Genomic DNA, 26,265 nt, shown 5'->3' on the forward strand with positions numbered 1-26,265 from the left:
TTTTAAATTTTTAAAAAAAGAAAATATATATATTATAATCTATACAAGTTTTAAAGAAGTTTGATTTATATTTTTTTTGAACTACATTTAAATTCTGAAGTCAATGAACAAGAGTCCTCTAAAATTTATATTCTGTATTCTACTGTTTTCCTTAAAAATTAACTTTTTTCAGGGACAGACTACCAACCCAAACGGATATAATAAATTTTATTACGAAAATGGTAAAATTAGTAGTGAAGGTAAGATGAAAGACGGAAAACCGAACGGTTATTGGAAAAATTATTATAAAAATGGAAAACTAAAAATTGAGGGTAATAGAATAAATTTTCAATTAGATAGTACTTGGAAATTTTATGATGAAAAAGAAAGATTGACAAAAACTATAGATTACAGAGAAGGAAAAAAAGAGGGATTAACTATAAACTACGATACACTGGGTAAAATAATTAGTTCAGAAACTTACAAAGATGATGTAAAAGAAGGGTTAACTAAAAATTTTTACAAAACTGGAGAGTTAAAAAGTACCATACCTTTCATTAAAGGAAGACAAGAGGGTATAGCTTATGAATTTAGTAAAGATTCAACAATAACTGGTATTTCAACTTTTAAGGGAGGTATTTTACAAGGATACGATAGGATAAATCAAAGAGATGCAGAAAACAGGAAACAAGGTATATGGAAAGAATTTTATGAAAACAATAAAGTGAAAAAAGAACAAAAATTTAATGATGATTCTTTAGATGGGTATGTTAAGGAATTTAATAAAAAAGGAGACTTATTATATACAAAAAAATACAGTTTTGGTAAACAAATACTTAACGCACCAGAAATAGCAAATGTAGAAGTATACAAGGAAGTATATGAAGATGGTACATTAAAATACGAAGGTGTTTACAGTGATAGTTTACCTATTGGAACACATTATAAATATATTAAAAAATTAAGGTGTGATAGTAGTTTATTTAAGAGAGATGATACCACTGATATTTACGTAAGAAGAATGGTTTGTAGAAATGTTCCAATTCCTGATAGTGCTATTGAATATTTTGACGGAACAATGGTTGCTAAAGGTGCTGTAGATAGTATTAGAAATAGAATAGGTATTTGGATAGAATATCATAATACCGGTGAATTTAAAGGAAAGGGTTTATATAAAGAAGGGGAGAGAATTGGAGAGTGGGAATTTTTTTATGCTTCAGGAAAACTTGAACAAAAAGGAAGATATGATAAAAAAGGTCGCGCGCAAGGTGTTTGGAAATGGTATTATGAAAGCGGTAAATTGTGGAGAGAGGAAGTTTATATAAATGGAAGAAGGGATGGAGAATTAAAAGATTATGATGAAGTTGGAAATATTATTTTGCAAGGAATTTTTATTGAAGGAAGAAAAGAGGGTAGATGGTTATACGAATCCCCAGATTACAAAGAATATGGTAATTATGTTAATGATTTACCAGATAGTTTATGGAAGAGTTATTATATGCCTTCAAAAATAAAAAGATTTGAAGGGCGTTTTATTGCGGGTGATCCTACTGGTGTTCATGTTGCATTTCATCCAAACGGTGCACGTATGTACATTGGTAATTATACTAGTGGTATGAAAGATGGTGATTGGAAATATTATGATGAAAGTGATCATAATTATTTAACAGTTACCTACAAAAATGATATTGAAATAAAATGGCAAGGAGAAAAAATAAGACCAACCTATGAAGAAAGTTTACGTACTTATAACATAAAAATTAATGAAAATAAAACGCAAACTATCCGAAGGTAAAGGATAAAAATGTATGGCAGTATTAGAACAGAATTCACAAGTTGATGAACATACATTAAACTTACTGCCTTTTGCTGTAATATTATTCGACAGTAAACAAATATATTTTGTAAATAAAAAAGCAGTTTCAATTTTAGGATCAGCTTCTATAAACTTTAAAAAATCTAACAAAATATCTATTTTTCATATTATTGAGAAGAGGTTTCATAAAGAAATAAATAGAAATATTAAAAAAGTATTAGCTGGTATAACTTTACCGTCCTTAGAACTAAAAATAACCAATTTTAAAAAGAAGGATATTTATATTAAAACAGATTCAAACGCTGTTTTATATAATAATAAAAGAGTTATTCAAACAGCTTTTTCAGAAGTTTCTAATAGAAAAAGTCAAATAACAGAGGATGAAACAGCTAAAGATCTTTTACAAAAAATAAGTGCAAACAGTCAAGATGTTATTTTTCATTTTGGATTTTTACCCCATACTAAACTAAAGTTTATTAGTGATTCAAGTAAAAAAGTTTTAGGCTTTACTCCCGAAGAAATATACAAGAACCCAAATATTTTAAAAAAGAATCTTTATAAAGAGGATCAAAACTTACTTGTAATTTCGAGAGAAGACTATTTAAAATGGGCAGAAAAAGGAAAGGAAAAAAGGGTTGTTGTTAGATTTTGTCACAAAAACGGTAAACAAAAAAATATTGAAATTGCTGTTAACCCAGTATATAATAAAAAAAGAGAATTAGCTGGTTTAATAGGGAATATACGCGATATTTCTGAAAGAATTGAAACCGAAAAATTACTTTTAGAAACAAAAAAAAAATTTGATCTTATTACTAATAACGGAAATGATATAATATCATTCTACACCTTTTATCCTGAGGAAAAATATTTATATGTTAGTCCTAACATTAAAAAAATACTAGGTTACAAATCTGAAGATTTAATCAACGACCACCTTTTCTTCACAAAGCAATTAGTAAAGTATAACGATGATTTTGACAAATCTATTCTACTACTTAAAACTTGCCAGAAAAGAAACATTATTAAAAACCATCATTTTTCATTTAAAATTCTAAAAAAATCTGGGGAAGAAGCGTGGTTAGAAGATAATCTAGTACCAATAACAAACGAAAAAGGAAAAATTAGTTTTTTTATCAATATTTTAAGAGACATTACAGAGCAAAAGGAAACAGATATTGAAATTGAAAGCCAGTATATTAACTATAGAAATTTGTTGGATAATTCACCGGTAGCTTATTTAATTCACGACAACGGTGTCTGCCTTTATGTTAACAATGCGCTTTTAAAATTGGTGAAATTTAAAAATAAAAATCAAATTTTAGGAAAATTTGCTCTTGATTTTTTTGATGAAGATGACAGAAAAATTGCCTTAAAGCGTCTACAAGAAATATACTTAACCAAAACAACTCAAAACTCATATTTTAATTACAATATTCGCGATGCAAAAAATAATAAAATAGAAGTTGAAGTAAAATCGGTACTAATAAAATTTAATAACAGAGACTGTGTACTGTCCCTGGTTAATAATTTAACCGAACAAAGACAAAGGGAAAACGAAAAGGTAAAAACCCAAATTACAGAAAGCACAAACAAACAACTACAAGATGAAATTAAGGAGAGAAAAGAAATTGAAAAAAATTTAATCAATAAAACCGCACAACTTTCAGCAATTTTCGAAAACTCTACTCATTTAATCTGGTCAATAAATGACAAATTAGAGGTAACATCTTACAACAAGAATTTTTTTAATACCGTGAAATTACAACATGGTATAAATATTAAATTAGGGTATAAAATAGATGAACATCTTTTAAGGAACAGGCAGCAGTATATTGATTTTTGGTACCCAAAATATACCGAAGCGTTTAAAGGTAAAAAACTAGAATTTGAAAAAGGCGACATTAATAACGGGCGGTTTGTTACCAGAAAAATTTTTATAAATCCAATAGTCAGCGAAAACAATGAAGTGAGGGAAATAAGTTGCATTGCCAATGATATAACAGATTCAAAAATATACGAGCAAAAATTATTGAATCAAACAGGAAAATTGAGTGCAATTTTCGACAGCAGTCATCATTATATATGGACAATCGATAAGGAAGGAAAACTAACATCCTTTAATAAAAATTATTATGACTTAATCACTAGCCTTTATAACACGAAGCCATTTTTAGGTATTGTGTTAAACAGGGGGGTTTTAGCAAACGACAAAGAATATACCGAATTATTACAGTTTCATTATGATAAAGCATTTAGTGGACTTGCAACTAGTTTTGAAATTGAGACTCAAGACAAAGACCATAAAAATGTTTATTTAGAGGTATTTTTTAATCCAATTTATGAAAATAATGAAGTGGTAGAGGTAAGCGGCATTGCCCACAACATTACTGAGAAAAAACACGTCCAACAGAGAATGGAAATTTCTTTGAAAGAGAAGGAAGTTTTGTTAAGAGAGGTGCATCATCGTGTTAAAAACAATATGCAAGTAATTAGTAGCATTTTAAATTTACAGTCTTCTTATGTTTCAGATGAGTACGCCTTAACGCTTTTAAAGGAGAGTCAGAATAGGATTAAAACAATGGCCTACATTCATGAGAGTTTATATCAAAACAAATCATTTACATCCGTTAATTTCTCCGATTACGTTTACACGCTTGTAAACAACGTGGTACAATCTTATTCTGCATCAACAGAAAAAATAAAATTAGTGCTCAATATAGATAAAGTGTCCCTGTCTCTTGACAGTTCAATTCCTGCAGGTCTTATAATCAATGAGCTAATCACAAACGCAATAAAACACGCGTTTCCCGAAAACAAACAAGGCACAATAACCTTTAATTTACGGAGCGAAAATAATTTTGTATTTTTAGAGCTGAAAGACAATGGTGTTGGTTTTGCCTCTGGAATAGATTTTGAAAACAGCCACTCTCTTGGTTTACAATTGGTTAACACCCTTATTGAACAAATTGAAGGAAAGTTGAATTTTAAATCGGAAAAAGGCAAGGGAACCGAAGTTTTAGTTACTTTTAAGATGTAATTTTTATTATGGAAAAATTAAACATATTTATTGTTGAAGATGAGAGTATTGTTGCAAAAGACATTCAAAACAGCTTAACAAAACTTGGCTACAACGTTGTTGGATTTGCTAACAATGGAAAGGACGCTATTGATAAAATAACAGAGCTAATGCCAGATCTAATCCTTATGGATATTATGATTAAGGGTCCACTCACTGGCATTGAAGTGAGCGAAAAGATCAAGGAAAAGATGAACATTCCGGTTATATTTTTAACCGCCTATGCCGATGAAGGAACTTTATCTAGAGCGAAAATAACAGAACCTTATGGCTACATTTTAAAGCCTTTTAAAGAAATTGACTTACACTCAACCATTGAAATGGCTGTTTACAAACACCAAAAAGATTCTGCTTTATTAAAAGAAAGGGACTTTTTGTATTCTCTGGTTGAAAATAAAGATGAAAAAGCGAAAGATATATTGTTTGTAAAATCAAATAGCCGCTTGGTAAAAGTCTACCTTAAAGATATTTATTTTGTTGAGGCCTTAAAGGACTATGTAATTATTAATACTGAATTTGCGCGATACACCGTTCACAGCACGATGAAAGAATTGGACAGAAAACTTGGTAACGTTGAATTTGTGAGGGTTCACCGTTCATTTATCGCACGATTAGATAAAATACAAAGCATCGACAATCAAAACGTTATTTTAGAAAACGAGAAAAAAATTATTCCTGTTGGTGGCTCTTATCGTGAAGAGTTAATGCAAAAGCTTAACCTTCTTTAATTTATTTTAAACGTACTACAATTAATAGCAAGCCTTTAGCTCTAATGAGTGTAAATTTGCTTTTTAAGTAGTTATGTCAAAAACCAAAACAACCTTTTTTTGTCAAAATTGTGGCGCACAAGCAGCTAAGTGGATTGGCAAATGCCCTAGTTGTAACGAGTGGAACACTTATGTAGAAGAAGTGCTTCATAAAGAATCTAAAAACGACAGACTTCAATTATTTTCATCCAATAAAAACCCTAAAAACACTTCCAATAAATCAATTCTTTTACAAGAGGTAGGATTGCAAGATTTCCCACGAATAGCAGTACCAGGCAAAGAATTAACGCGCGTGCTAGGCGGCGGAATCGTGCCGGGAAGTCTCGTTTTATTTGGCGGTGAGCCAGGTATTGGAAAATCGACACTGATGCTTCAGTTGGCGTTACGCTTAAAGAATTTAAAAATCTTGTACGTAAGTGGGGAGGAAAGTGAACAGCAAATAAAAATGCGCGCAGAACGCATTGGCGTTACTACGGATTCTTGTTTTATTTTACAGGAAACGAATACACAAAACATTTTCCAACAGATTTCAGAAATACAACCACAGCTAGTTATTTTAGATTCTATTCAAACCTTACATACAAGTTATGTGGATAGCAGTCCCGGAAGCGTGAGCCAGGTAAGAGAATGTGCAGCTGAGTTTTTGCGTTTTGCCAAAGAAACCAATACGCCGGTGTTTATGATAGGCCATATAACTAAAGAAGGCAGTTTGGCTGGACCAAAAGTACTTGAACACATGGTTGACACAGTTTTACAGTTTGAGGGCGACAGGAATCATATATACCGTTTATTGAGAGCTACAAAAAATCGTTTCGGTAATACAAACGAGATGGGTATTTACGAAATGAATGGTGATGGCTTAAGGGAAGTAAATAATCCTTCTGAGATTTTAATAACCAATCGTGAAAACGCTACAAGTGGAGTTGCTATTTCGGCAACCATGGAAGGAAACAGGCCTATGCTTATTGAAACACAGGCACTTGTTAGCAGTGCGGCATATGGAACACCGCAAAGATCATCAACTGGTTTCGATTTAAGACGATTGTCTATGTTACTAGCTGTTTTAGAAAAACGTTGTGGGTTTAAACTGGGAATAAAAGACGTGTTTATAAACATTGCCGGAGGCATTAGGGTTGAGGATCCGGGGATTGATTTAGCACTTGTTTGCGCAATACTAAGCAGCAATGAGGATCTTCCTATACCTCAAACGATTTGTTTTGCCGCAGAAGTAGGATTAACGGGAGAGATAAGACCTGTTAGCAGGATAGAGCAAAGAATAATGGAAGCAGAAAAACTTGGTTTTGAAAAAATTCTGGTTTCATCGTTCAACTTAAAAGGATTAAATACCAAAAACTTTAAAATTGAAGTAATCGCCGTTTCTAAAATGGAAGAAGCGTTTTCTGTGCTTTTTGGTTAAAGAGAAATTAATACCTGATAATAAACTTGGACCTAATAAAAGAAAAGTTTGACAGCCGCCTTAACGCGTGAAACATCTGGCTTTGGGTAAGTATTGTACATTTGAAAAAGATTATCGTTTAATTCTGTTATAGCTAAGCTGAGTTTTTCATAGGTAAATTCTTTTTTTAATTTAACGGTTGTGATAACGGATTTATCACGCCCTTTAATAGTAATTTCTTTAGGTTCAGGTTTCGTTTTTAAATCTTCAAGATAAGTCCTGTTAATTGCAAAGGATATAGAGAATCCGTTATTTCCATTAGGAGTTGTTTGAATTGGAAAATTATACTTTGCGTTCATGAAATTTTTTTCTTTAACGTAATATGGAAATGGTGTTTTTAATTGGTGGCCGTATTTGTTTTTAATAACGACCGCCATCTCTTTTACGGGGTTTCCCCTTTCACGGGTCGTTTTCGCAGAGTCTTCTGGCACAAAGCCTATTGAGGAATTGTAAGCGAAATCGCGCTCTGCAAGTAAATAAAAAGATTCTTTCATAACAATAGAATAGTCTACGGTTAAAGTTGTATCTAAAAAAATTCCGGAGCGAGAACTATCTAAAAGACTATCACTGCTAGTGCTATAGATAAAATAAACTTTACAAAAACTAAGATTGTCTCTATAAGCAAACATGGTATTTTTGTTAATTGCAAATTGCTGTAGCTGTATTTCCCTTGCTAAATCATCCTTTCCTTGTTTTAAAAGAGCGTCAATTAAAATTTGATTTGTTTTAAGTCTTACAACTAAAGCGCCTTCTTTGAGTTGATGAATTTGCCAAGCGCCCACAGTAACGCGACGTTTATGAAATTTATCAAATTGATCAGGGTCTTTGTAATCTCTGTTATTTCTTTCACCAACTCCTTCTTGCGCATTAGAAAACACGCAAGCGATTAGGAAAACAAAAAGTGTAAAAAAGTTATTTAACTGAAGAACCATTTTCAAAATCATTTACTATAGGCGAAACAAAACACAATTCTCCTTTTTGATTTTCGGCCATTAAAATCATTCCTTGACTTTCTATGCCTTTTATTTTACGCGGAGCTAAATTTGCTAAAAGACAAACCTTTTGCCCAATAATGTTTTGAGGCTTGTAATACTGCGCAATTCCACTCACAACCGTTCTTTTGTCAACGCCGGTATCAAGTATTAATTTTAAAAGTTTATCTGTTTTTGGAACAAGCTCTGCTTCAAGAATTGTCGCAGTTCTAATATCCATCTTTGAAAAATCATCAAATGACGTTTCAGTTTTTATCGGTTCTAAAGGTTTATTCTGTTCATTTTCCATTTTGCTTTTTTGCAATTTATCTAATTGAACTTGCACATCTGAATCTTCTATTTTCGAAAAAAGTAATTCATCTTTATTGATTAAATGGCCCTGCGGCACATTCGAAGTTTGTTTCGCCGACAACCATTTTAGAGGGTGTAGGTTAAGCATTTTAAATAATTTTTCGGAAGTAAAGGGTAAAAACGGTTCTGAAAGTATGGCAAGATTACAAGAAATTTGTAATGCAACATTCATAATTGTTTTAACACGCTCTTCGTCGGTTTTAATGAGCTTCCAAGGCTCCGTTTCGGCCAAATATTTATTTCCAAGTCGCGCAACACTTATCCATTCACTTAAAGCTTCTCTAAATTTAAATTGCTCAACGGCTTTTGAAATTTTGTCAGGAGCCTTAGCGAGCTCCTCTAAAACGAGAAGGTCTTCTTTTGTGTATGAACTTGCAGTTGGAACTTTTCCCTCATAATATTTATGGGTTAAAACCAAGGTGCGGTTTATAAAATTTCCAAAAATGGAAACGAGCTCACTGTTGTTTTTCGTTTGAAAATCTTTCCAAGTAAAGTCATTGTCCTTACTTTCCGGAGCATTGGCACATAGCGTATAACGTAAAACGTCCTGCTTATCTTTAAATTCCAATAAATATTCGTGAAGCCAAACTGCCCAGTTGCGTGACGTAGATATTTTATCGCCTTCAAGATTTAAAAACTCATTGGCTGGAACATTATCAGGTAAATTAAAACCCCCATGCACCATTAACGTTGCTGGAAAAATGATACAATGAAAAACAATGTTGTCTTTTCCGATAAAATGAATTACACGAGAATCATCTTTTTTCCAATAATCTTCCCAATTATTTGGAAGTAATTCTTTTGTTGCAGAAATATATCCAATGGGGGCATCGAACCAAACGTATAATACTTTTCCTTCTGCACCTTCAACAGGAACAGGAATTCCCCAGTCAAGATCGCGCGTCATTGCTCTTGGTTGCAGACCGTCACCACTATCCAACCAACTTTTGCATTGCCCGTATACATTAGGCTTCCAGTCTTGGTGCTTTTCTAAATATTCTTTTATTTGTGGTTGAAGTTTATCTAAAGGCAAAAACCAGTTTTTTGTTTGTTTTAAAACGGGTTTGTTTCCTGATAAGGCAGATTTAGGATTAATAAGATCGGTTGCGTTTAATGTTGAACCACACTTTTCACATTGGTCGCCATAAGCGTTTGGATTAGCGCAATTAGGGCATGTTCCAACGATATAACGGTCTGCAAGAAACTGTTTTGCAGCTTCATCATAATACTGTTCGGTTACTTGCTCGGTAAAACCACCTTTTTCATACATGACCTTAAACATGTTTGAAGCCGTTTGGTGATGCGTTTTAGAGCTCGTTCGAGAATAAATATCAAAGGAAATGCCAAATTCTTTAAAAGAATCACCCATTATTTTGTGATACTTGTCAACAACAGCCTGAGGCGTTGTATTTTCTTTTTTAGCTTTAATCGTAATAGGCACACCATGTTCATCACTTCCACAAACAAACTTAACATCATGACCTATACTTCTTAAATACCGGACATAAATATCTGATGGAAGATAGCAACCGGCTAAATGTCCGATATGCACGGGTCCATTTGCGTATGGTAAGGCCGCGGTGACTAAAGTTCTTTTAAATTTCGGATTCATATAGTGGAGGCCGCTTGGTTTCTTAAAATAAAAAGCGCTTTATTTCATTATAAATTATAAATTATTACTTTTATACAAAGGTAAAATAAATCTATCATGAGCAATAAAAAAGAAATATGGAAAGCCATTACCATTGATGGGAAAAAGCCCACTGTACCTTACATGATTTCCAATCATGGGCGATTTGGAGTTTCAGTTAATGGAAAGGTGGAAATACGACAGTTTAAACCTACTGCAGGAAACTATCGCTACAACACCAGACAAAAAGGAGTTAACAAAGCAATTTTTATCTCAAAGGAGGTTGCAAAGGCTTTTCTTAAAAGGCTGTCTCCAAAATATAAATTCATTATTCATAAAGATCACGATTATCTTAACGATCATGTAGACAATCTTAAGTGGGCAACACAGGAAGAACATAGGGCTCATACGACAAATAGTCCGAGATCAATTTTTGCGCGTCAAAAAAAGGCAATTACAAAAAGTACACACTCAAAAGTTCTTAACGAAAGTAAAGTAGCTTCTTTAAAACGAATGATGTGGGATCCGAAACGTAAGTTGTCGTTTAGTAAACTGGCCGAAAAGTTTGGTGTATCTGAAATGCAAATTTACCGTATCAAAAACGGTGAATTTTGGTATCATGTAAAAGTTGAAAACGAACCGATACACAAAAAGTACAAACAAAATTTAAGTAATATTTCTTATCACGAAAAATTGGCTGCTAAGAAGTCGGTACCTAAGAAAGCAGCTTCGAAAAAATCGACAACCAAAAAAGCACTAGCCAAAAAAACCACCAAAAAGAAAAAGAGGTAAATGTCAAGCTTGCCACCGTTTTTAATGAAGGGCGACACTATTCTTATTATTGCTACAGCTCGAGCAAGAAATAAAGAACAAATACAACCTTCAATCGACATTTTAAAAAGTTGGGGTTTAAAGGTTGAAACCGGAAATAACATTTATAAAAAACACCATCAATTTGCTGGTACCGACACGGAGAGAACAAATGATTTGCAGTGGGCTGTTGATCACAAAACTGCTAAAGCAATACTCATTGCTGGTGGAGGTTACGGAAATCTACGCATAATCGATAAAGTAAATTTCAAGGGTTTCAAGAAACATCCAAAGTGGATCGCCGGTTATAGCGACACTACTGCTCTTCAAAGCCGTTTGGAAAAACTAAAGATAGCTAGTATTCATAGCACGATGGCCTTTCAGTTTCCAAATGATAAAGAGGCAACTCTATCTTTAAAAAAATTGTTATTCGGAGAGAGGTTAAATTATTATATTCCAAAAAACAAATTGAACAGAAATGGAACCGCTGAAGGAAAAGTGGTTGGAGGAAATCTTTCGATGTTGTATGCTTTGAGTGGAAGTGTGGATGATCTTGTAACACGGAATAAAATTTTGTTTATTGAAGATCTTGATGAACAACTATATCATATTGACAGGATGGTTTTGCAATTAAAGCGTAGCGGGAAACTAAAAGGATTAAAAGCGCTTATTGTTGGTGGAATGACTGATATGAAAGATAACGCTGTTCCGTTTGGAAAAACTGCAGAAGAAATTATTTGGGATGCCGTTAAAGAATACAACTACCCAGTATGTTTTAATTTTCCTGCGGGACATATTAAAAACAATACTGCGCTATATTTTGGAAGGAAAGCGCGTTTGAGCGTAGCTGCTGCTAAATCTAATCTAGAATACTTATAAATGATTTGCAAAACAAAAGATAATCAGAATTTATATTACAAAATACAAGGCAATATAGATTCAAATGAGACCATTGTTTTTTTAAATGGCCTCACACAATCAACGGATTCCTGGATCTTGATGACGCCCTTTTTTAAAGAGAAGTACAAAATAGTATTATTGGATTTTATTTTTCAAGGACAGAGTGATAAAGACGGGAAGTGGAGAGATTTTGATACACATGCGCAAGATTTTAAAACAGTTTTAGATCTTGAAAAATTAGCGCATGTTAATATTGTTGGAATCTCTTATGGAAGTCTTGTTGCTCAACATTTTGCAGTTGCCTATCCAGGTTATGTAAAGAAATTAGTTTTGATTTCTACTTTTGCAAATAAAACACCTTATTACGAAGCGATTGAGTTGAGCTGGTGGCGGGCTTTAGAAGTGGGGGGTTACAATTTAATGTTAGACATTATGTTGCCAAGTGTTTTGAGTGAAAACTATTTTTCGAACCCCTTGGTTTCCATTTCTAATTTAAAAAATGTCAGAAAAGATTCGGATTTAAGTTCAGAATCCATTTTTAATTTAATGCGTGCAACTAAAGAAAGGAAAGATTTTAGAAAAGACTTAAAACGCATTCAAGCCGAAACTCTTGTTATTCAAGGGGAAAGAGATATGTTGTTTCCGGTTCACTTAGCTGAGGAAGTACAACAAAATATTAAGCACTCAAAACTTATTGTTATTAAAAACGCAGGCCACACGCTTAATTTAGAACACGTGAGTGAAGTCAGCGCTTGTATAAATGAGTTTCTAGATTAAGTCGAATAAACTATTTACTCCGGGATAACGGCTCACCGTAAAGCCTTCAGCGTAGCTTACACCAATAGATCTACCCCAAATAGACATTTTACTATTCAAACTTTCTAAAAATTCTTTACTCGAAATTGGTGTTTCTGGTTCGTTAGAATTGGCCGTAAAAAACTGTGAAGAAAAGGCCATTATAGATTTGTGTTTAATCTCAAAAAAAGTACTGATATCAATAACAAAATCAGGATGAATGTAATGGTCTTGTATGTAATGGTAAACAGCCTTTGGTCTCCAAGCTCCTTGTTCAGGGTCATCCAAAGAGGTTTTTATTTTAATTAAGCCACTGTAAAAACAAGCATCAGCTACAAGTTTGGCGGCACGACCATGATCGGGATGCCTGTCGTTTATAGCATTACAAAGAACAATTTCGGGTTGATATTTACGAATTTGTTCAATTATTTTGCGTTGATGTTCTTCGTTGTTTTGAAAAAAACCGTCTTTAAAATTCAATTGAGTTCTGGATTTAACTCCTAAAATTTTTGCAGAGTCATTAGCTTCTTTTGTTCGAAGCTCGGCACTTCCTCTGGTGCCTAGTTCACCGAGAGTAAGGTCTAAAATGGCAACAGTTTTACCTAAAGAAATATGTTTTGCAATTGTACCACTACAACCTAATTCCACGTCATCGGGATGAACACCAATTGCCAGAATATCTACTTTCATTTATTTAGAGTCTAGTCGTTTACTGAGATCCGATATTTTGGCACTTAATTTAGGCAGGCCGCGAAACAAAACATAAGAACGTTTGTAATCGCCAATACTAAAGGCCGGAGAGCCTTGAACAATTTCCCCTTCTTTATCAATATTAGAGCCAATACCAGATTGACCTGCAATTTTTACACCATCAGCAATTCTTAAATGTCCCGCTACACCTACCTGTGCACCGATCATACAATTTTTACCAACCTTACTTGAACCGGCAACGCCTGTAAGACCAGCAATAACAGTATTTTCACCAATTTCGGCATTATGTGCAATTTGGACCAGGTTATCCAACTTAACGCCTTTGTGTAAAATGGTTGAACCTAAGGTTGCCCTGTCTATAGAAGCGTTAGAGCCGATTTCTACATTGTCTTCAATAATTACATTTCCTATTTGTGGAACTTTTGCGAAGCTCTCTCCTGAATTGTTTGGAGCAAAACCAAAACCATCGCTACCAATAACAGTACTTGCGTGAACCGTGCAATTTGCACCAATTATACATTCATGGTATACCTTAACGCCGGAAAACAAAGTGGTATTATCACCAATAGTAACGTGGTCTCCAATGTATACATGAGGATAAAGTTTAACGTTTTTTCCTATCGTAACATTTTGTCCTATATATGCAAATGCGCCGATGTAACAGTCGGTTCCTAGTGTTGCATTCGGAGAAATAAAGGAAGGCTGTTCAATGCCGACTTTGTTTCCTTTGGTTTGGCTATAAAGCTCAAGTAGTTTTGCAAAGGCTTCGTATGAGTTTTCTACGCGAATTAAAGTACAGGTTGATTTAACAGGTTTGTCAAGAACTAAAGTTTTGTTTACAATAACGATACTTGCATCTGTCGTGTAAATATAGTTGGTATAAGCAGGGTTAGAAAGAAACGAAAGAGTTTTTGGCGCGCCTTGTTCTATTTTAGAAAGATTAGTTACAATACTATTTTCGTCGCCCTCTATTTCTCCGTTTAAAAGATTTGCTATTTGTTGTGCTGAAAATTCCATAAGATTTAACCCTTCAAAATTAAGTAATTTAATTAGTATTATCCTTCTAAAATTATGACCCTGCCTTTTCTATGAGCTTAATTAACTTTAATTTTTCAGAAGTCCAATTGAGCTCACTTTTAGCTTTTAAGCAGTTTTCTTTATATGTTATTAATTTGTGAGAAGAAAGGAGTTCATTAATTTTTGCTGCAATATTTAGGGGCAAGTGATCTGTAATAAAATCGCCAACGTTGTACTCTTTAATAATTTTCTCTATTTCAGGTAAATGACTTGCGAGTAAAGGAACGCCAGCGTTTATGTAATCGAACACTTTGTTTGGCAAACTGTAGTAATAATTGAGATTTGTGTTTTTATCTATACTCAATCCTAGATCTGCATTATGTGTATAGTGCATTAAGCCGGTTTTAGGAATTTTATAAATAAGCTTAATTTTATGGGATAGATTTTGAACAACAATTTTTTCTTTTAGGTTTTCCCACACATCACCACTTCCAATAATAATCAGTATAGCTTGGTCAATGTATTCCATTGCATCAATAAGTTCTTCTGCACCGCGATCAACGTTTATTCCCGCACCTTGAAGAAGAATTATTTTTTTATCTAATGGAAGCTTTAGCTCTTCTCTCGATTTAGCTACAAAATCATTTGGGTAGTCAGAAATGTTTCTGATGGCAGTAAATGGAACTTTATATTTTTCACTAAAAATGCGGGCAATGCTGTCATTGACAGTAATACACATTTTTAATTTTGGAACAATCCAGGATTCAATACTTAGCCAAATTTTTCTTTTCAATTTGGAATTTTGTAGCTCTGGCACTTCGCAGAAAAGCTCGTGGCTGTCATATATCAAAGGAATGCGCTTCAGCCGAGAAACCAAAAAATTTGGAAGAAGCGTGTCTAAATCATTAGAATAAAGAAGATCTGATTTTTTAAAGAGAAGGCTTAAAAATAACCTAAGGTTAAAGAAAAGATAAAAAAGTGGCCCGCTTTTAAAAAGAAGATTCATTCTAACCGCACGATATGGCCAAGCAGGAAGATCCAACGAAGCTGGAAGTTTACGACCAATTAAAACAACGTCATAGCCGCACTCTTTTAATACCAAACAGGTTTTGTTAACCCTGTTGTCAGTTACAAGATCGTTGATAACACTGACTGCGGCTATTTTTTTTGTTGTAAACAAATACTTTGTTGATATTGGCTTAAAGATAGAAATATTACACCTAATTAATTATATATTTTTGCTACACATGTTGCAGATTAAGGAAAACATAAATCTTAAAGCCTTTAATACGTTTGGGATAGAAGTTTATTGTGATTATTTCGTAGAAATAAACTCTGAGGAAGATTTTCAAGATTTAGTAAAAAATGAAATATATAAATCACAAGAAAAACTTATAATCGGAGGAGGAAGCAACCTGCTTTTTACAAAAGATTTTAAAGGAATCGTTATAAAGAATAATCTGAAGGGCATCACAATTGTTAAAGAAAACGAGAATGAAGCTTTACTAAAAGCTTCTGCAGGAGAGGTTTGGCATGAGTTCGTATTATATTGTATCGATAAAAACTATGCAGGAATTGAAAACCTATCTTTAATACCAGGATGTGTTGGAGCTAGTCCAATGCAAAACATTGGTGCGTATGGGGTCGAAATAAAGGAAGTGTTTGAACAACTTGAAGCTTTCAATATGGAGAGTGGGGAGCTAAAAAAATTCAATAAAAAAGAATGTGAATTTGGTTACCGCGAAAGCGTGTTTAAGCATAAGTTTAGAAATAAATTTTTTATTAGTTCGGTTACCTTTAAATTAAAAAAGCAAGCAGCAGTTAACACGAGTTACGGAGCGATTAATACTGAGTTACAGGCCATGAATATTGTTTCGCCAGGAATAAAAGATGTTTCAAGAGCGGTTATTAATATTCGTCAAAGTAAGTTACCAGATCCAAAAGTTACTGGAAATGCGGGAAGTTTTTTTAAAAACCCTGAAGTTTCTAACAATAAATACAATGAACTAAAAAATCAATTTGAAAATATTGTTGCTTATCCATTAGAAAATGGGAATTATAAATTAGCGGCCGGTTGGATGATAGAGCAATCTGGATTAAAGGGACAAGAGTATAATGGCGCAGCTGTTCATACCAAACAAGCTTTAGTCCTCATTAATAAAAACAACGCAAAGGGAAAGGATGTTTTTGAGTTGTCGACGCATGTAATTAAGCGGGTTCAAGATAAATTTGGAGTAACACTCGAGCGGGAGGTAAATATTATTTAATGAAAGTTTTATTCTTATATACAGAGCTTGCTGAGTATTTTTTGAAGTGCTGTGAAGAGCTTACAAAGTTTGGTGAGGTTGCCATAATACGCTGGCCGGTTAATAAAGAGGCTCCTTTTAAGTTTAGTTATTCTGAAAAAATTAAGGTTTACGATAAAAACGATTATAGTTTTGATGAACTTAAAAAACTTGTTGAAGGAATTCAACCCAACATAATTTTATGTAGTGGATGGATTGATAAAGACTATTTAAAAATCGCAAAACCTTATTTCTGTAAAGTGCCAACCGTTTTAACCTGCGATACACACTGGCGTGGTTCAATAAAACAGTACCTGGCAGTGGTTTTAAGTAGATTCTTTTTACTGAATACTTTTTCTCATGCTTGGGTTCCTGGAGAACCTCAAACTAAGTACGTAAAAAAGTTAGGATTTAAAACGGATAAAATTTCGCAAGGGTTTTATAGTTGCGATTTGCCTAAGTTTAATGTTATTTGGGAATCTCAACATAAAGAAAAAGAACTGCATTTTCCGAAAGTGTTTTTATATGTTGGTAGATATTATGAGTTTAAAGGGTTGAATGATTTATGGCAAGCGTTTACAGAACTCCAACAAGAGAAACCAAGCGATTGGGAATTATGGTGTTTAGGAACTGGCGATATTAGTCCGATAGAGCACCCAAAAATAAAACATTTTGGTTTTGTACAACCAAAGGATTTGGAACCTATTCTTGAGAAAAGTGGTGTTTTTGTATTACCAAGTCGGTTTGAGCCATGGGGAGTTGTGGTACAAGAATACGCTGCTGCTGGTTTTCCAATGCTTTTAAGCACAGCTGTTGGTGCAGGAGAGTGCTTTTTGGAAGAAGGAAAGAACGGGTTTTTCTTTTCTCCCCAAAACGTATCAGAACTAAAAAAAGGACTAAAAAAAATGGCGAATTTAAGTAGTAAAGAGCTAAATTTAATGTCAGAACAGAGCCATTTACTTGCTCAAAAAATAAGCCCTGAAAAGTGGGCAAACACGGTGAAAAAGATTTATGAGCAAAACAGTAAAAAATAAAATATTGGTTACGGGCGGGGCAGGTAACATTGGCAGCGCTTTGGTTGAAAAACTTATTAGAGTTCAATCAAATTTTGTCGTTATTGTGGATGACATGTCCACTGGCTTTTTATCAAAGCTCCCATCGACTGAAATTAAGAACTGGAAACTTATTAAGGCGGACGTCAATAATTTTAATGATATTTCGGCTGTAATGTTGTCCTATAACTTTGATTATGTTTTCCATTTTGCTGCAGTTGTTGGCGTAATACGCACACAAGAAAACCCGATTGCTGTTTTAAATGATATAGAAGGGATAAAAAATATTCTAAATCTTTCAAAAAACTCTTCTGTTAAACATGTTTATTTTTCTTCCAGTTCTGAAGTATATGGAGAACCGGTTGAGCTTCCGCAAAACGAACACCTTACTCCTTTAAATTCGCGGGTTCCATATGCGGTAGTTAAAAATGTTGGAGAGTCTTTTTTTAGAAGTTACTGGCAGGCTTTTGGATTGCCGTATACAATTTTTCGCTTTTTTAATACATACGGACCAAATCAAAGTACTGATTTTGTTGTGGCACGATTTTTAGCGGCGGCACTTAAAAATGAAGACATTTCCATTTATGGCGACGGGTCACAAACAAGAACATTTACTTATGTGGATGACACGGTTGAGGTATGTAATAAAATATTTGAAGATCGTTTATTAATAAATGATGTTATAAATATTGGAAACGACGAGCTCATGACAGTAAAGGAATTGGCAGAACTGACAATTAAAGTAACAAACTCAACGTCCAAAATAGCATATCTACCGCCTCTTAAGGAAGGTGACATGACACGAAGACAACCAGATAACACTAAGATGAGAGAGATATTAAAAAAGCAACTTATCGGAATTGAAGACGGAATAAAAAGGATGATGAAGGACGAACGTTTTTTAAAAGCAATAGAATAAGTATTATAATGTGTGGCATTAACGGGTTTATTTCTGAAAAATTTTCTGAGAGCGAAAGTCTGCAAATAGTTCAAAAAATGAATAAAACGTTGGCGCATCGTGGTCCAGACAACGATGGCGTTTGGCAAAGCGACAAAATCTGTTTTGGCCATAGAAGGCTTTCTATCATTGATTTAAGTGAAGAGGGCAATCAACCATTTTTTTCAAGTGACAAGCGTTATGTGATTGTTTACAATGGCGAACTCTATAATTACAAGGAGTTAAAGTTAGATCTTCAAAGGACCACACAAGGATCAAAAGAAACGCCTTATTTTTTTAAAACGAATTCTGATACCGAAGTAATACTAGCAGCCTTTATTCGTTGGGGAAAGAAGTGCCTTGACTATTTTAATGGCATGTATGCTTTCGCAATATACGATACTGCCGAAAAAAAATTAATTGTTGCGCGAGATAGAGTAGGCGTTAAACCTTTGTATTATTATTATGGAGACGAAGGTTTTATGTTCTCAAGTGAGATAAGACCCATTATTCATTCCGGAATAAAAAAATTTTCTTTAAATAAAGAAGTGATTGGAGAATACATGATGTATCAATCAGTATTTGCACCAAATACAATTATTAGAGGAGTAAAGATGCTTATGCCTGGCCACTTCCTAGAGTTGGAAAACGAAAAGGCAAATATTACAAAGTATTATTCTGTAAATAAAATTTCTAATACATCAGCGGATCTTTCCTACAAAGAAATATGCAAAAATGTACACGACTTATTGGGCCAATCGGTGCAAAGAAGACTTGTTGCTGATGTACCTTTTGGCGCGTTTCTTTCCGGAGGAATTGATTCAGGTGCTATTGTTGGTCTAATGAGTAAAGTAAGCTCAGAAAAAATTCAAACGTTTAACGTAAGTTTTGACGAGAGCGAGTTTTCAGAATCGAAATACGCACAAATTATTGCAAAAAAGTTTAACACACAACATCATGAAATTAAATTAAGTCCGGCAGATTTTTTGAAACAACTTCCTGAAGCCCTTTTAGCAATGGATCATCCAAGTGGAGATGGTCCAAATACATATATTGTATCTAAGGCAACAAAAAACGCTGGTATAACAATGGCGTTAAGCGGTATTGGAGGAGACGAGTTGTTCGCGGGATATGATGTTTTTAAACGGATGGCGGAATTGCAAAAAAAATCGTGGTTAAATGCTGTACCCCAATTTGCTAGAAAAGCAGCGGGTTTTGCTATTCAAAAACAAAGAAAAACGGTTGGCGGAAATAAAATACAAGAACTGTTAGCGGAAGAAAAAATAAATTTTAAATCAGCTTATCCTTTAAATAGGAGCCTTTTTACGAAAAAGGAACTTGAAAAATTAGTTAAGAACTCCAACCCACTCAATACAATACAATCAATCGTTTCAGAGGTGTTACAAATTGAAGATCATTTACTGAGCTCGGTATCGATAAGCGAAATAAATACGTATCTTCAAAACACTTTGTTGCGAGACACAGATCAAATGAGTATGGCTGTTGCACTGGAGGTCAGAGAGCCCTTTTTGGATTACAAATTAATTGAATTTGTATTGGGAGTTAATGATGAGTGTAAATATCCTCATAGTCCTAAGAAATTATTAATTGATAGTTTAGGTGATTTACTCCCAAATGAAATAGTTAATAGGCCAAAAATGGGATTTACTTTGCCATGGCAACACTGGATGAAAAATGATTTGAAGAATTTTTGTGAAGAAGGTATTAAAGAATTGTCTACGCATGATTTTTTTAATAAAACAGAAATGCAAAATTTATGGACCCGTTTTTTAGGTGACGATAAGAAAACGAATTGGAGCCGCGTGTGGCATTTAGTGGTTTTAAATAATTGGCTTAAGGAAAATAAAATAAATAGTTAGTTTGAGTAAACCGAAAATATGCGTTTTAATTGATTGGTTCCTTCCTGGAACAAAGGCTGGCGGACCAGTGAGATCAGTATATTCTTTAGTGAGCCTATTAAAAAAATACTTTGATTTTTATATTATTACAACAAACTGCGATCTTGGAGAAACCTCAGAGTACGAACAAATCGAGTCAAATAAATTATTTATCAAAGATGAGGTTCATTATTATTACTTTGGTAAAGAAAAATTAAATTCAAATAATTTGTTATCTCTTTTAAAAGAAATTGACCCGAAAATTATTTATTTAAATAGCTTCTGGTCGGTTAATTTCTCCATAAATATTGTTCGGTTTAAAAAAAGCAATGAAATCAGTTCTACAATAGTTCTTGCCCCCAGAGGGATGCTTGGGAAGGGAGCTTTAGGACTCAAATCATTCAAGAAAAGTGTTTACTTGTGGCTTACTAGAATTTCTGGATTATATTCTGATATTTTATTTCATGCGACTCAAAAGCAGGAGAAAGAAGATATTTTGAAAAAATTTCCGAATGCAAAAACCTGTATTGCGCCAAATGTAAATTCTGGTTCAGTTATACTGAATAAGAGCAGTAAAAACATCAACAATCTAAAACTATTCTATTTATCACGAATCGCTAAGGTTAAAAATTTACATTTTGCGTTGGAAGTATTAAAGGATATTCCTGAAAAATATACTATAGAATATAGTATTTATGGAAACCTAGAAGATTCAGAGTATTGGAATTATTGTAAAGAAATGATAGGGAACCTGCCGCCGAATGTAAGCGTTACATATCAAAGAGAGCTTCAGTTTAACGAAGTTCAAAAGATAATTCGAGATTATAATTGTCTTTTTCTTCCCACTCTAAACGAAAATTTCGGACACTCAATCGTTGAAAGTCTTCTATGCGGCTGCCCTGTTATAATTAGTGATCAAACTCCTTGGAACGACTTGGAAGAAAACAATGCTGGCTACGCAATTAGTCTTGATAACAAACAAAAATTTATTGATTGTATTGTCAATTGTGCGATTTTGAATCAAGAGGAATTTACGAAAAAGAGTCGAGAAGCAATTAATTATATTAGTAAAAAAATTGACTTAGAACTTATTGTTAAGCAATACAAAACTTTATTTAATGAGCAAACTAAAAACTGATCTATCTAAGTTTAATAATGATTGGTATAAACCAGGAAAAAACCTAATATACCGCGTTATGTGGTACACGATTAATTTGTGTTTCTTCCGTTCGCCATTTCCTTTTTATGGACCCAAACGCTTTTTATTACGCTTATTTGGCGCTAAAATCGGAAAAGGTTTAGTTATTAAACCACATGTATCTATTAAATATCCTTGGCGGCTTGTAATAGGTGATCACGTTTGGATTGGCGAAGAGGTGTGGATAGACAATCTGGCCAAGGTAACCTTAAAAAGCCATTCCTGTATTTCGCAAGGCGCATTGCTATTATGCGGTAATCACAATTATAAAAAAACATCTTTTGATCTTCTTGTTGGTGAAATTACTTTAGAAGAAGGGTCTTGGGCAGGTGCTAAAACAGTTATTTGCCCTGGAGTTAGACTAGGAAGCAATAGTTTACTAACGGTTGGCAGTGTTGCTACGGCCAGTATCGAGGCTAATTGGATTTATCAAGGAAATCCAGCAAAAAAGCTTAAGGAAAGAGAAATTAAACACTAAACAGTTTCTTTTTGTTTCTCATCTATGCGTTCAACTCTATTCACTCCTTTTACTTTATTTAAATTAGAAATAAGATGATTTAAGTGCTTAGTATCGTGTACATAAATCATAATAGTTCCTTCAAACAATCCATCATCTGTGTCAAAATTTATTGAACGCATGTTAACATTGTTTTCATTAGAGATAACTTTGGTGATGTTGTTTACTATTCCTAACTCATCGGTACCGGTAATTTTGAGACCTGCTAAAAATGAAATAAGCTGATCGTTTACCCATTTAGCCTTTACAACTCGGTAAGCATAGTTTGAGAGTAATTTTATAGCATTAGGACAGTTTACACGGTGTATTTTAATTCCTTCACCAACAGTAATAAAACCGAACACATCATCTCCTGGAATAGGGTTACAGCAAGGAGCAAGGTTATAGTCTAGTTTTTGAAGATCGTCTCCAATTACAAGCATATCTGTTTTACCACGTGCGCTTGTAACCAATTGTTCGAGTTTTGTAGCCTCAATTTTTTTCCGTTTTTTAACGGGGCTTTCTCTAAACTTTACGAAATCTCTTATTTCTTTTACGTCTACATTACCTAGAGCAGCCCGGTAATAAAGCTCTTGTGACGAAGGTAACTTCAAGTAATTGCAAAACTCGTTGATATTTTGAGTATTAAAATCAAGCTTATGTTTATGAAATTTGCGACTTATAATTTCCTTGCCATCTTCTGCAACTTTTTTCCGCTGATCTTTTAAGTTATTCTTGATCTTAGATTTTGCCTTAGCGGTAATTACAAAAGTTAGCCAATCGTCTTTCGGAACTTGTTTACTACTGGTTAAAATTTCTACTTGATTACCACTCGACAATTCGTGACTTAGTGGAACGAGTTTATGATTTACTTTTGCGCCAATACAATGTTCACCTACTTTAGTGTGAATCTCAAAAGCAAAGTCTAACGCTGTTGAATTAACTGGGAGTGTTTTCATGTCTCCTTTAGGAGTGAAAACAAACATTTCGTCGCTAAAGAGATTAAGTTTAAAATCGTCAATAAATTCAAGCGCATTAGGATCTGGATTTTCAAGCATTTCGCGTATACGAAGTAACCAGTTTTCAAGTTTGCTTTCTTTTTCAGCAGCACTGTCTTTATACTTCCAATGTGCCGCATAGCCATTCTCAGCCAGATCATCCATTCTGGTAGTGCGTATTTGCACTTCCACCCATTTACCTTGAGGACCCATAACGGTTGTGTGAAGGCTTTCGTAACCATTGCTTTTTGGTGTGCTAATCCAGTCGCGGAGTCTTTCGGGACTTGGGTGATAAAAATCGGTTATAATAGAATATACTTTCCAGCAATCCGATTTTTCTTGGTCAACAGGCGAATCGATTACAATTCTAATGGCAAACAGATCATATATTTCTTCAAAAGAAACATGTTTTGTTTTCATTTTATTGTAGATACCAAAGATGGATTTTGGACGCCCGAATATTTTAAACTTTAATCCTTGTTCATTCAGGATTTCTTTCAGAGGCTCAATAAATTTCAGAATAAAACGTTTTCTCTCCGGATCACTTTCTTTTAAACGGAGCTCAATTTCATTGTATGATTCCGTATCTGTATACTTTAAGCCTAAATTTTCAAGTTCGGTTTTTATAGTATTTAAGCCGAGGCGGTGCGCCAAAGGACCATAAAGAAAAAGTGTTTCACTTGCTATCTTCATTTGTTTGTCACGCTTCATGTGTTCAAGCGTACGCATATTGTGAAGTCTATCCGCCAGTTTAATAAGTATAACACGGATGTCTTCACTCATGGTAAGAAGGACTTTTCTAAAGTTTTCCGCTTGTATAGACGAAGTATTGTCTATAACGCCTGAAATTTTGGTCAGCCCGTCGATAATTTGCGCTACCTTCTCTCCGAAAAGACCTTTAATGTCATCTAAAGTTAGGTCGGTATCCTCTACAGTATCGTGCAAGAGCGCACATACAATTCCCGTACCGCCGAGACCAATTTCTTCAGCACAAATTTGAGCTACGGCAATAGGATGATATATATAAGGCTCTCCGCTTTTTCGGCGCATTTCCTTGTGAGCCTCTACAGCCACTTCAAAAGCTTTACGGATAATTTCTTTGTCGCCTTCAACCAGCCTGCGTTTACAGGCTATTATGAGTTGCCTGTAGCGTTTAAGTATCTCTTTTCTCTCTGCTTCTAAGTCAATTTGCATACCTACAACATATTTGTTGGGAATATAGACATGAAGGTATTAATTTTACACAACATTTAAAACCCAATATATTGAAAATTGTAATTTATCTGTACTACTTTTTTCGGTCTGTTTTTTTAAGGGGGCTTTACAACACCATACAACTTTTACGGGCCGAGCAGGTTAACGAACGTTTTTTCGGAATTAAAACTTCACGTATAAAAAAAAGTAATTCAAAAGAATTTTTTCACTATCAAGGCGCAAGTTACAAAGTGCTGTTTAGAATATTTTCAGAAATAAAAGACATAAATAATTTAGAGTTTGTAGATATTGGAAGTGGGAAAGGAAGGGCAGTGTTTATGGCCGAATACAATGGGTTTAATTATGTTAGCGGCATAGAGATGGATGAAGTGTTAGTAAGTGATTCGAAAAATAACGTTGCGCGTTATTTAAAAAAAAGAAAAGAATCGCAAATAGCATTTATTCAATCAAACGCGTTAGATTATGAATACAAAAACGCGCCAAGCGTTTACTTTTTATTCAATCCATTTAATGAAGAAATACTTAAAAAGGTTTTGGATAGAATTTTGTCTTCAACCTTTGCAGAAACTTGGTTTATTTATATGAATCCTCTTTACTCCGAAGCATTTAGAAGAGAGGGAATAGAGTTGGTTAGAACGTTTAAAACCAGATTTTATACAGAAGCTTTACTTTTTAAAATCAAAGGTAAGACAGAATAATTTTACATTAATTCATAGTGTTTTCCTGGTTTACTCCGGATAAGGTTGCTGAACTCGAGCTGTAAAAGGTAAGCAGAGGTTTTACTTACCGGTAATTGTGCGGCTTGACAAATTTCATCCACATGAATGGATTTTTTTTCAGAAAACAAATTCATGATTATTTTTTCTTCTTCAGAAAGATTTAAGAGCAGGGGGACTTGTTTAGATTTTCCTTTCGGTTTATCTTTTTCCTGCCATTGCATGGCATAAAGCAAGTCTTCGGCGCATTCAATTAAAGCCGCGCGGTTTCTTTTTATGAGACCATTACATCCTTCTGAAAGAACTTCACCGGCATTGCCAGGGAACGCAAAAACATCTTTGTTATAACTGTTAGCAATTGTTGCAGTAATTAAACTTCCGCCAGTGCGCTTACTTTCTACTACCACGAGTGCGTCACATAAACCAGCTACAATTCTATTGCGTTTCGGAAAGTTGACGGCATCAGGATTTGTTTCACTCATGAAATCTGTTAATAGGCCACCGTTACCGATCATTTTTTTAGCGATCTTATCATGTGTCTGCGGATAAATCCTATCTAAACCATGACCAACAACACCAACCGTTTGTAAGTTATTTTCCAATGAAGCTTTATGAGACAAAACGTCAACGCCATACGCAAGACCGCTGACGATTAAAGCACCGCTATCACTTAACCCTTCAATTAGGTCTTTTGTGACTTGTTTTCCATAATCACTTGGTTTTCGAGTACCAACAACACCAATAATTCTTTCGCAGTTGAGGTTTGCATTGCCTTTATAGTAGAGTAAAATGGGACTATCGCTACAATACTTTAAACGGGAAGGATAATCCTCGTCGGTGAAAAACAAGGTTGTTATTTTATATTTTTCTATAAAAGTAATTTCTTTTTCAGCCCTTGTTAAGACCGATTGACTGGCAAAAATAGATTTGGCGGTGATCTCGCCAATTCCCGGAATTTTTTGTAAGTGCGATTTTTTTTGTTTGAACACTTCACGCGGGCTTCCGCAATACGCAAGTAAAGCTTTGGCGTTTACATCACCAATCCCATCAATAAGCGTAAGGCCAATTTGATATAACAAGTCTTCAGGCATACAAGGAGATGGTTTTGTATTATGGGTTAAAAGAGCAAATCTAACTGATTTAGCACGCCCTCCTTGCTTTGTTTTGTAG

At 34.1% G+C, this 26,265-nt stretch carries 21 protein-coding genes; 14 read left to right on the forward strand and 7 right to left on the reverse strand.

All coding sequences use genetic code 11. From position 1 onward, the window contains the following. The first annotated feature begins 103 nt into the window (after nt 1-103). From P2086_RS03975 to radA, 4 genes are all read left to right on the forward strand, one after another. Nucleotides 104-1,774, forward strand: coding sequence for a toxin-antitoxin system YwqK family antitoxin (locus P2086_RS03975; protein ID WP_317899138.1), 1,671 nt, complete (start codon nt 104-106; stop codon nt 1,772-1,774). A 13-nt stretch (nt 1,775-1,787) separates the two neighbouring features. Continuing rightward, nucleotides 1,788-4,832 carry a PAS domain S-box protein gene (locus tag P2086_RS03980; RefSeq protein WP_317899139.1) on the forward strand — a complete coding sequence of 1,015 codons (3,045 nt, stop codon included), beginning with the start codon at nt 1,788-1,790 and terminating at the stop codon, nt 4,830-4,832. An 8-nt stretch (nt 4,833-4,840) separates the two neighbouring features. Further along, the gene (locus tag P2086_RS03985) at nt 4,841-5,599 is read left to right on the forward strand and encodes a response regulator (RefSeq protein WP_317899140.1); all 759 of its coding nucleotides are present in this window, start codon (nt 4,841-4,843) and stop codon (nt 5,597-5,599) included. 73 nt (nt 5,600-5,672) lie between these two features. Beyond that, nucleotides 5,673-7,055 (forward strand): DNA repair protein RadA, encoded by a 1,383-nt coding sequence (radA, locus tag P2086_RS03990; protein WP_317899141.1) that lies wholly within the window; start codon nt 5,673-5,675, stop codon nt 7,053-7,055. A 32-nt stretch (nt 7,056-7,087) separates the two neighbouring features. On the opposite strand, the gene P2086_RS03995 is transcribed toward radA, so the two are convergent. Further along, the gene (locus P2086_RS03995; protein ID WP_317899142.1) at nt 7,088-8,026 is read right to left on the reverse strand and encodes a hypothetical protein; all 939 of its coding nucleotides are present in this window, start codon (nt 8,024-8,026) and stop codon (nt 7,088-7,090) included. Continuing rightward, nucleotides 8,007-10,049, reverse strand: a complete 2,043-nt coding sequence (gene metG / locus P2086_RS04000; RefSeq protein ID WP_317899143.1) for a methionine--tRNA ligase — start codon at nt 10,047-10,049, stop codon at nt 8,007-8,009. The genes P2086_RS03995 and metG overlap by 20 nt, the downstream gene beginning before the upstream one ends. A gap of 96 nt (nt 10,050-10,145) precedes the next feature. Between metG and P2086_RS04005 the strand changes: the two genes are divergently transcribed. The 3 genes from P2086_RS04005 to P2086_RS04015 are packed head-to-tail and all read left to right on the forward strand — an operon-like array spanning nt 10,146 to nt 12,554. Next, nucleotides 10,146-10,859: a helix-turn-helix domain-containing protein gene (locus P2086_RS04005; RefSeq protein WP_317899144.1), complete on the forward strand. Its 714-nt coding sequence runs from the start codon at nt 10,146-10,148 to the stop codon at nt 10,857-10,859. Further along, nucleotides 10,860-11,756, forward strand: coding sequence for a S66 peptidase family protein (locus P2086_RS04010; protein ID WP_317899145.1), 897 nt, complete (start codon nt 10,860-10,862; stop codon nt 11,754-11,756). Beyond that, the gene (locus P2086_RS04015; RefSeq protein ID WP_317899146.1) at nt 11,757-12,554 is read left to right on the forward strand and encodes an alpha/beta fold hydrolase; all 798 of its coding nucleotides are present in this window, start codon (nt 11,757-11,759) and stop codon (nt 12,552-12,554) included. Here P2086_RS04015 and bshB1 read toward each other — a convergent pair. From bshB1 to P2086_RS04030, 3 genes are read right to left on the reverse strand one after another with little or no spacing between them, the layout of a single operon-like run. Continuing rightward, the gene (gene bshB1 / locus P2086_RS04020; RefSeq protein ID WP_317899147.1) at nt 12,546-13,262 is read right to left on the reverse strand and encodes a bacillithiol biosynthesis deacetylase BshB1; all 717 of its coding nucleotides are present in this window, start codon (nt 13,260-13,262) and stop codon (nt 12,546-12,548) included. The two genes, P2086_RS04015 and bshB1, sit on opposite strands and share 9 nt — an antisense overlap. Continuing rightward, nucleotides 13,263-14,300: a UDP-3-O-(3-hydroxymyristoyl)glucosamine N-acyltransferase gene (gene lpxD / locus P2086_RS04025; protein ID WP_317899148.1), complete on the reverse strand. Its 1,038-nt coding sequence runs from the start codon at nt 14,298-14,300 to the stop codon at nt 13,263-13,265. Nucleotides 14,301-14,352: 52 nt separating this feature from the next. Further along, nucleotides 14,353-15,480 carry a glycosyltransferase gene (locus P2086_RS04030; protein WP_317899149.1) on the reverse strand — a complete coding sequence of 376 codons (1,128 nt, stop codon included), beginning with the start codon at nt 15,478-15,480 and terminating at the stop codon, nt 14,353-14,355. Between the two features lie 67 nt (nt 15,481-15,547). On the opposite strand from P2086_RS04030, the gene murB reads away from it, so the two are divergent. From murB to P2086_RS04060, 6 genes are read left to right on the forward strand one after another with little or no spacing between them, the layout of a single operon-like run. Further along, the gene (gene murB, locus P2086_RS04035; protein ID WP_317899150.1) at nt 15,548-16,567 is read left to right on the forward strand and encodes a UDP-N-acetylmuramate dehydrogenase; all 1,020 of its coding nucleotides are present in this window, start codon (nt 15,548-15,550) and stop codon (nt 16,565-16,567) included. Further along, a complete protein-coding gene (locus P2086_RS04040) occupies nt 16,567-17,619 on the forward strand; it encodes a glycosyltransferase family 4 protein (RefSeq protein WP_317899151.1) in 1,053 nt (350 codons plus the stop codon). Before murB ends, P2086_RS04040 begins: the two co-directional genes overlap by 1 nt. Further along, nucleotides 17,597-18,556, forward strand: a complete 960-nt coding sequence (locus P2086_RS04045) for an NAD-dependent epimerase/dehydratase family protein (RefSeq protein ID WP_317899152.1) — start codon at nt 17,597-17,599, stop codon at nt 18,554-18,556. The genes P2086_RS04040 and P2086_RS04045 overlap by 23 nt, the downstream gene beginning before the upstream one ends. Before the next feature lie 8 nt (nt 18,557-18,564). Further along, nucleotides 18,565-20,454 carry an asparagine synthase (glutamine-hydrolyzing) gene (gene asnB / locus P2086_RS04050; protein ID WP_317899153.1) on the forward strand — a complete coding sequence of 630 codons (1,890 nt, stop codon included), beginning with the start codon at nt 18,565-18,567 and terminating at the stop codon, nt 20,452-20,454. A 1-nt stretch (nt 20,455) separates the two neighbouring features. After that, nucleotides 20,456-21,610, forward strand: coding sequence for a glycosyltransferase family 4 protein (locus tag P2086_RS04055; RefSeq protein ID WP_317899154.1), 1,155 nt, complete (start codon nt 20,456-20,458; stop codon nt 21,608-21,610). Continuing rightward, the gene (locus P2086_RS04060) at nt 21,591-22,148 is read left to right on the forward strand and encodes a WcaF family extracellular polysaccharide biosynthesis acetyltransferase (protein ID WP_317899155.1); all 558 of its coding nucleotides are present in this window, start codon (nt 21,591-21,593) and stop codon (nt 22,146-22,148) included. The genes P2086_RS04055 and P2086_RS04060 overlap by 20 nt, the downstream gene beginning before the upstream one ends. Here P2086_RS04060 and P2086_RS04065 read toward each other — a convergent pair. Then, nucleotides 22,145-24,358: a RelA/SpoT family protein gene (locus tag P2086_RS04065; RefSeq protein WP_317899156.1), complete on the reverse strand. Its 2,214-nt coding sequence runs from the start codon at nt 24,356-24,358 to the stop codon at nt 22,145-22,147. The genes P2086_RS04060 and P2086_RS04065 overlap by 4 nt on opposite strands. 71 nt (nt 24,359-24,429) lie before the next feature. Between P2086_RS04065 and P2086_RS04070 the strand changes: the two genes are divergently transcribed. Continuing rightward, on the forward strand, nt 24,430-25,077 hold the full coding sequence (locus P2086_RS04070) for a class I SAM-dependent methyltransferase (protein WP_317899157.1): 648 nt from the start codon (nt 24,430-24,432) through the stop codon (nt 25,075-25,077). A gap of 2 nt (nt 25,078-25,079) precedes the next feature. Here P2086_RS04070 and dprA read toward each other — a convergent pair whose 3' ends face one another. After that, a complete protein-coding gene (gene dprA, locus P2086_RS04075; RefSeq protein WP_317899158.1) occupies nt 25,080-26,186 on the reverse strand; it encodes a DNA-processing protein DprA in 1,107 nt (368 codons plus the stop codon). Between the last annotated feature and the right edge of the window lie 79 nt (nt 26,187-26,265).

It is taken from the genome of Aurantibacillus circumpalustris (assembly GCF_029625215.1).
GTDB lineage: Bacteria > Bacteroidota > Bacteroidia > B-17B0 > Aurantibacillaceae > Aurantibacillus > Aurantibacillus circumpalustris.

Excerpts from the sequence above, each read along its gene's own strand:
- P2086_RS04040 (WP_317899151.1), top strand. The coding sequence starts at position 16,567 with ATGAAAGTTTTATTCTTATATACAGAGCTTGCTGAGTATTTTTTGAAG.
- P2086_RS04015 (WP_317899146.1), top strand. The coding sequence starts at position 11,757 with ATGATTTGCAAAACAAAAGATAATCAGAATTTATATTACAAAATACAA.
- dprA (WP_317899158.1), bottom strand. The coding sequence starts at position 26,186 with ATGCCTGAAGACTTGTTATATCAAATTGGCCTTACGCTTATTGATGGG.
- P2086_RS03975 (WP_317899138.1), top strand. The coding sequence starts at position 104 with ATGAACAAGAGTCCTCTAAAATTTATATTCTGTATTCTACTGTTTTCC.
- lpxD (WP_317899148.1), bottom strand. The coding sequence starts at position 14,300 with ATGGAATTTTCAGCACAACAAATAGCAAATCTTTTAAACGGAGAAATA.
- P2086_RS03995 (WP_317899142.1), bottom strand. The coding sequence starts at position 8,026 with ATGGTTCTTCAGTTAAATAACTTTTTTACACTTTTTGTTTTCCTAATC.
- radA (WP_317899141.1), top strand. The coding sequence starts at position 5,673 with ATGTCAAAAACCAAAACAACCTTTTTTTGTCAAAATTGTGGCGCACAA.
- bshB1 (WP_317899147.1), bottom strand. The coding sequence starts at position 13,262 with ATGAAAGTAGATATTCTGGCAATTGGTGTTCATCCCGATGACGTGGAA.
- murB (WP_317899150.1), top strand. The coding sequence starts at position 15,548 with ATGTTGCAGATTAAGGAAAACATAAATCTTAAAGCCTTTAATACGTTT.
- P2086_RS04005 (WP_317899144.1), top strand. The coding sequence starts at position 10,146 with ATGAGCAATAAAAAAGAAATATGGAAAGCCATTACCATTGATGGGAAA.
- metG (WP_317899143.1), bottom strand. The coding sequence starts at position 10,049 with ATGAATCCGAAATTTAAAAGAACTTTAGTCACCGCGGCCTTACCATAC.
- P2086_RS03985 (WP_317899140.1), top strand. The coding sequence starts at position 4,841 with ATGGAAAAATTAAACATATTTATTGTTGAAGATGAGAGTATTGTTGCA.
- P2086_RS04010 (WP_317899145.1), top strand. The coding sequence starts at position 10,860 with ATGTCAAGCTTGCCACCGTTTTTAATGAAGGGCGACACTATTCTTATT.
- P2086_RS04060 (WP_317899155.1), top strand. The coding sequence starts at position 21,591 with ATGAGCAAACTAAAAACTGATCTATCTAAGTTTAATAATGATTGGTAT.
- P2086_RS04065 (WP_317899156.1), bottom strand. The coding sequence starts at position 24,358 with ATGCAAATTGACTTAGAAGCAGAGAGAAAAGAGATACTTAAACGCTAC.
- P2086_RS04045 (WP_317899152.1), top strand. The coding sequence starts at position 17,597 with ATGAGCAAAACAGTAAAAAATAAAATATTGGTTACGGGCGGGGCAGGT.
- P2086_RS03980 (WP_317899139.1), top strand. The coding sequence starts at position 1,788 with ATGGCAGTATTAGAACAGAATTCACAAGTTGATGAACATACATTAAAC.
- asnB (WP_317899153.1), top strand. The coding sequence starts at position 18,565 with ATGTGTGGCATTAACGGGTTTATTTCTGAAAAATTTTCTGAGAGCGAA.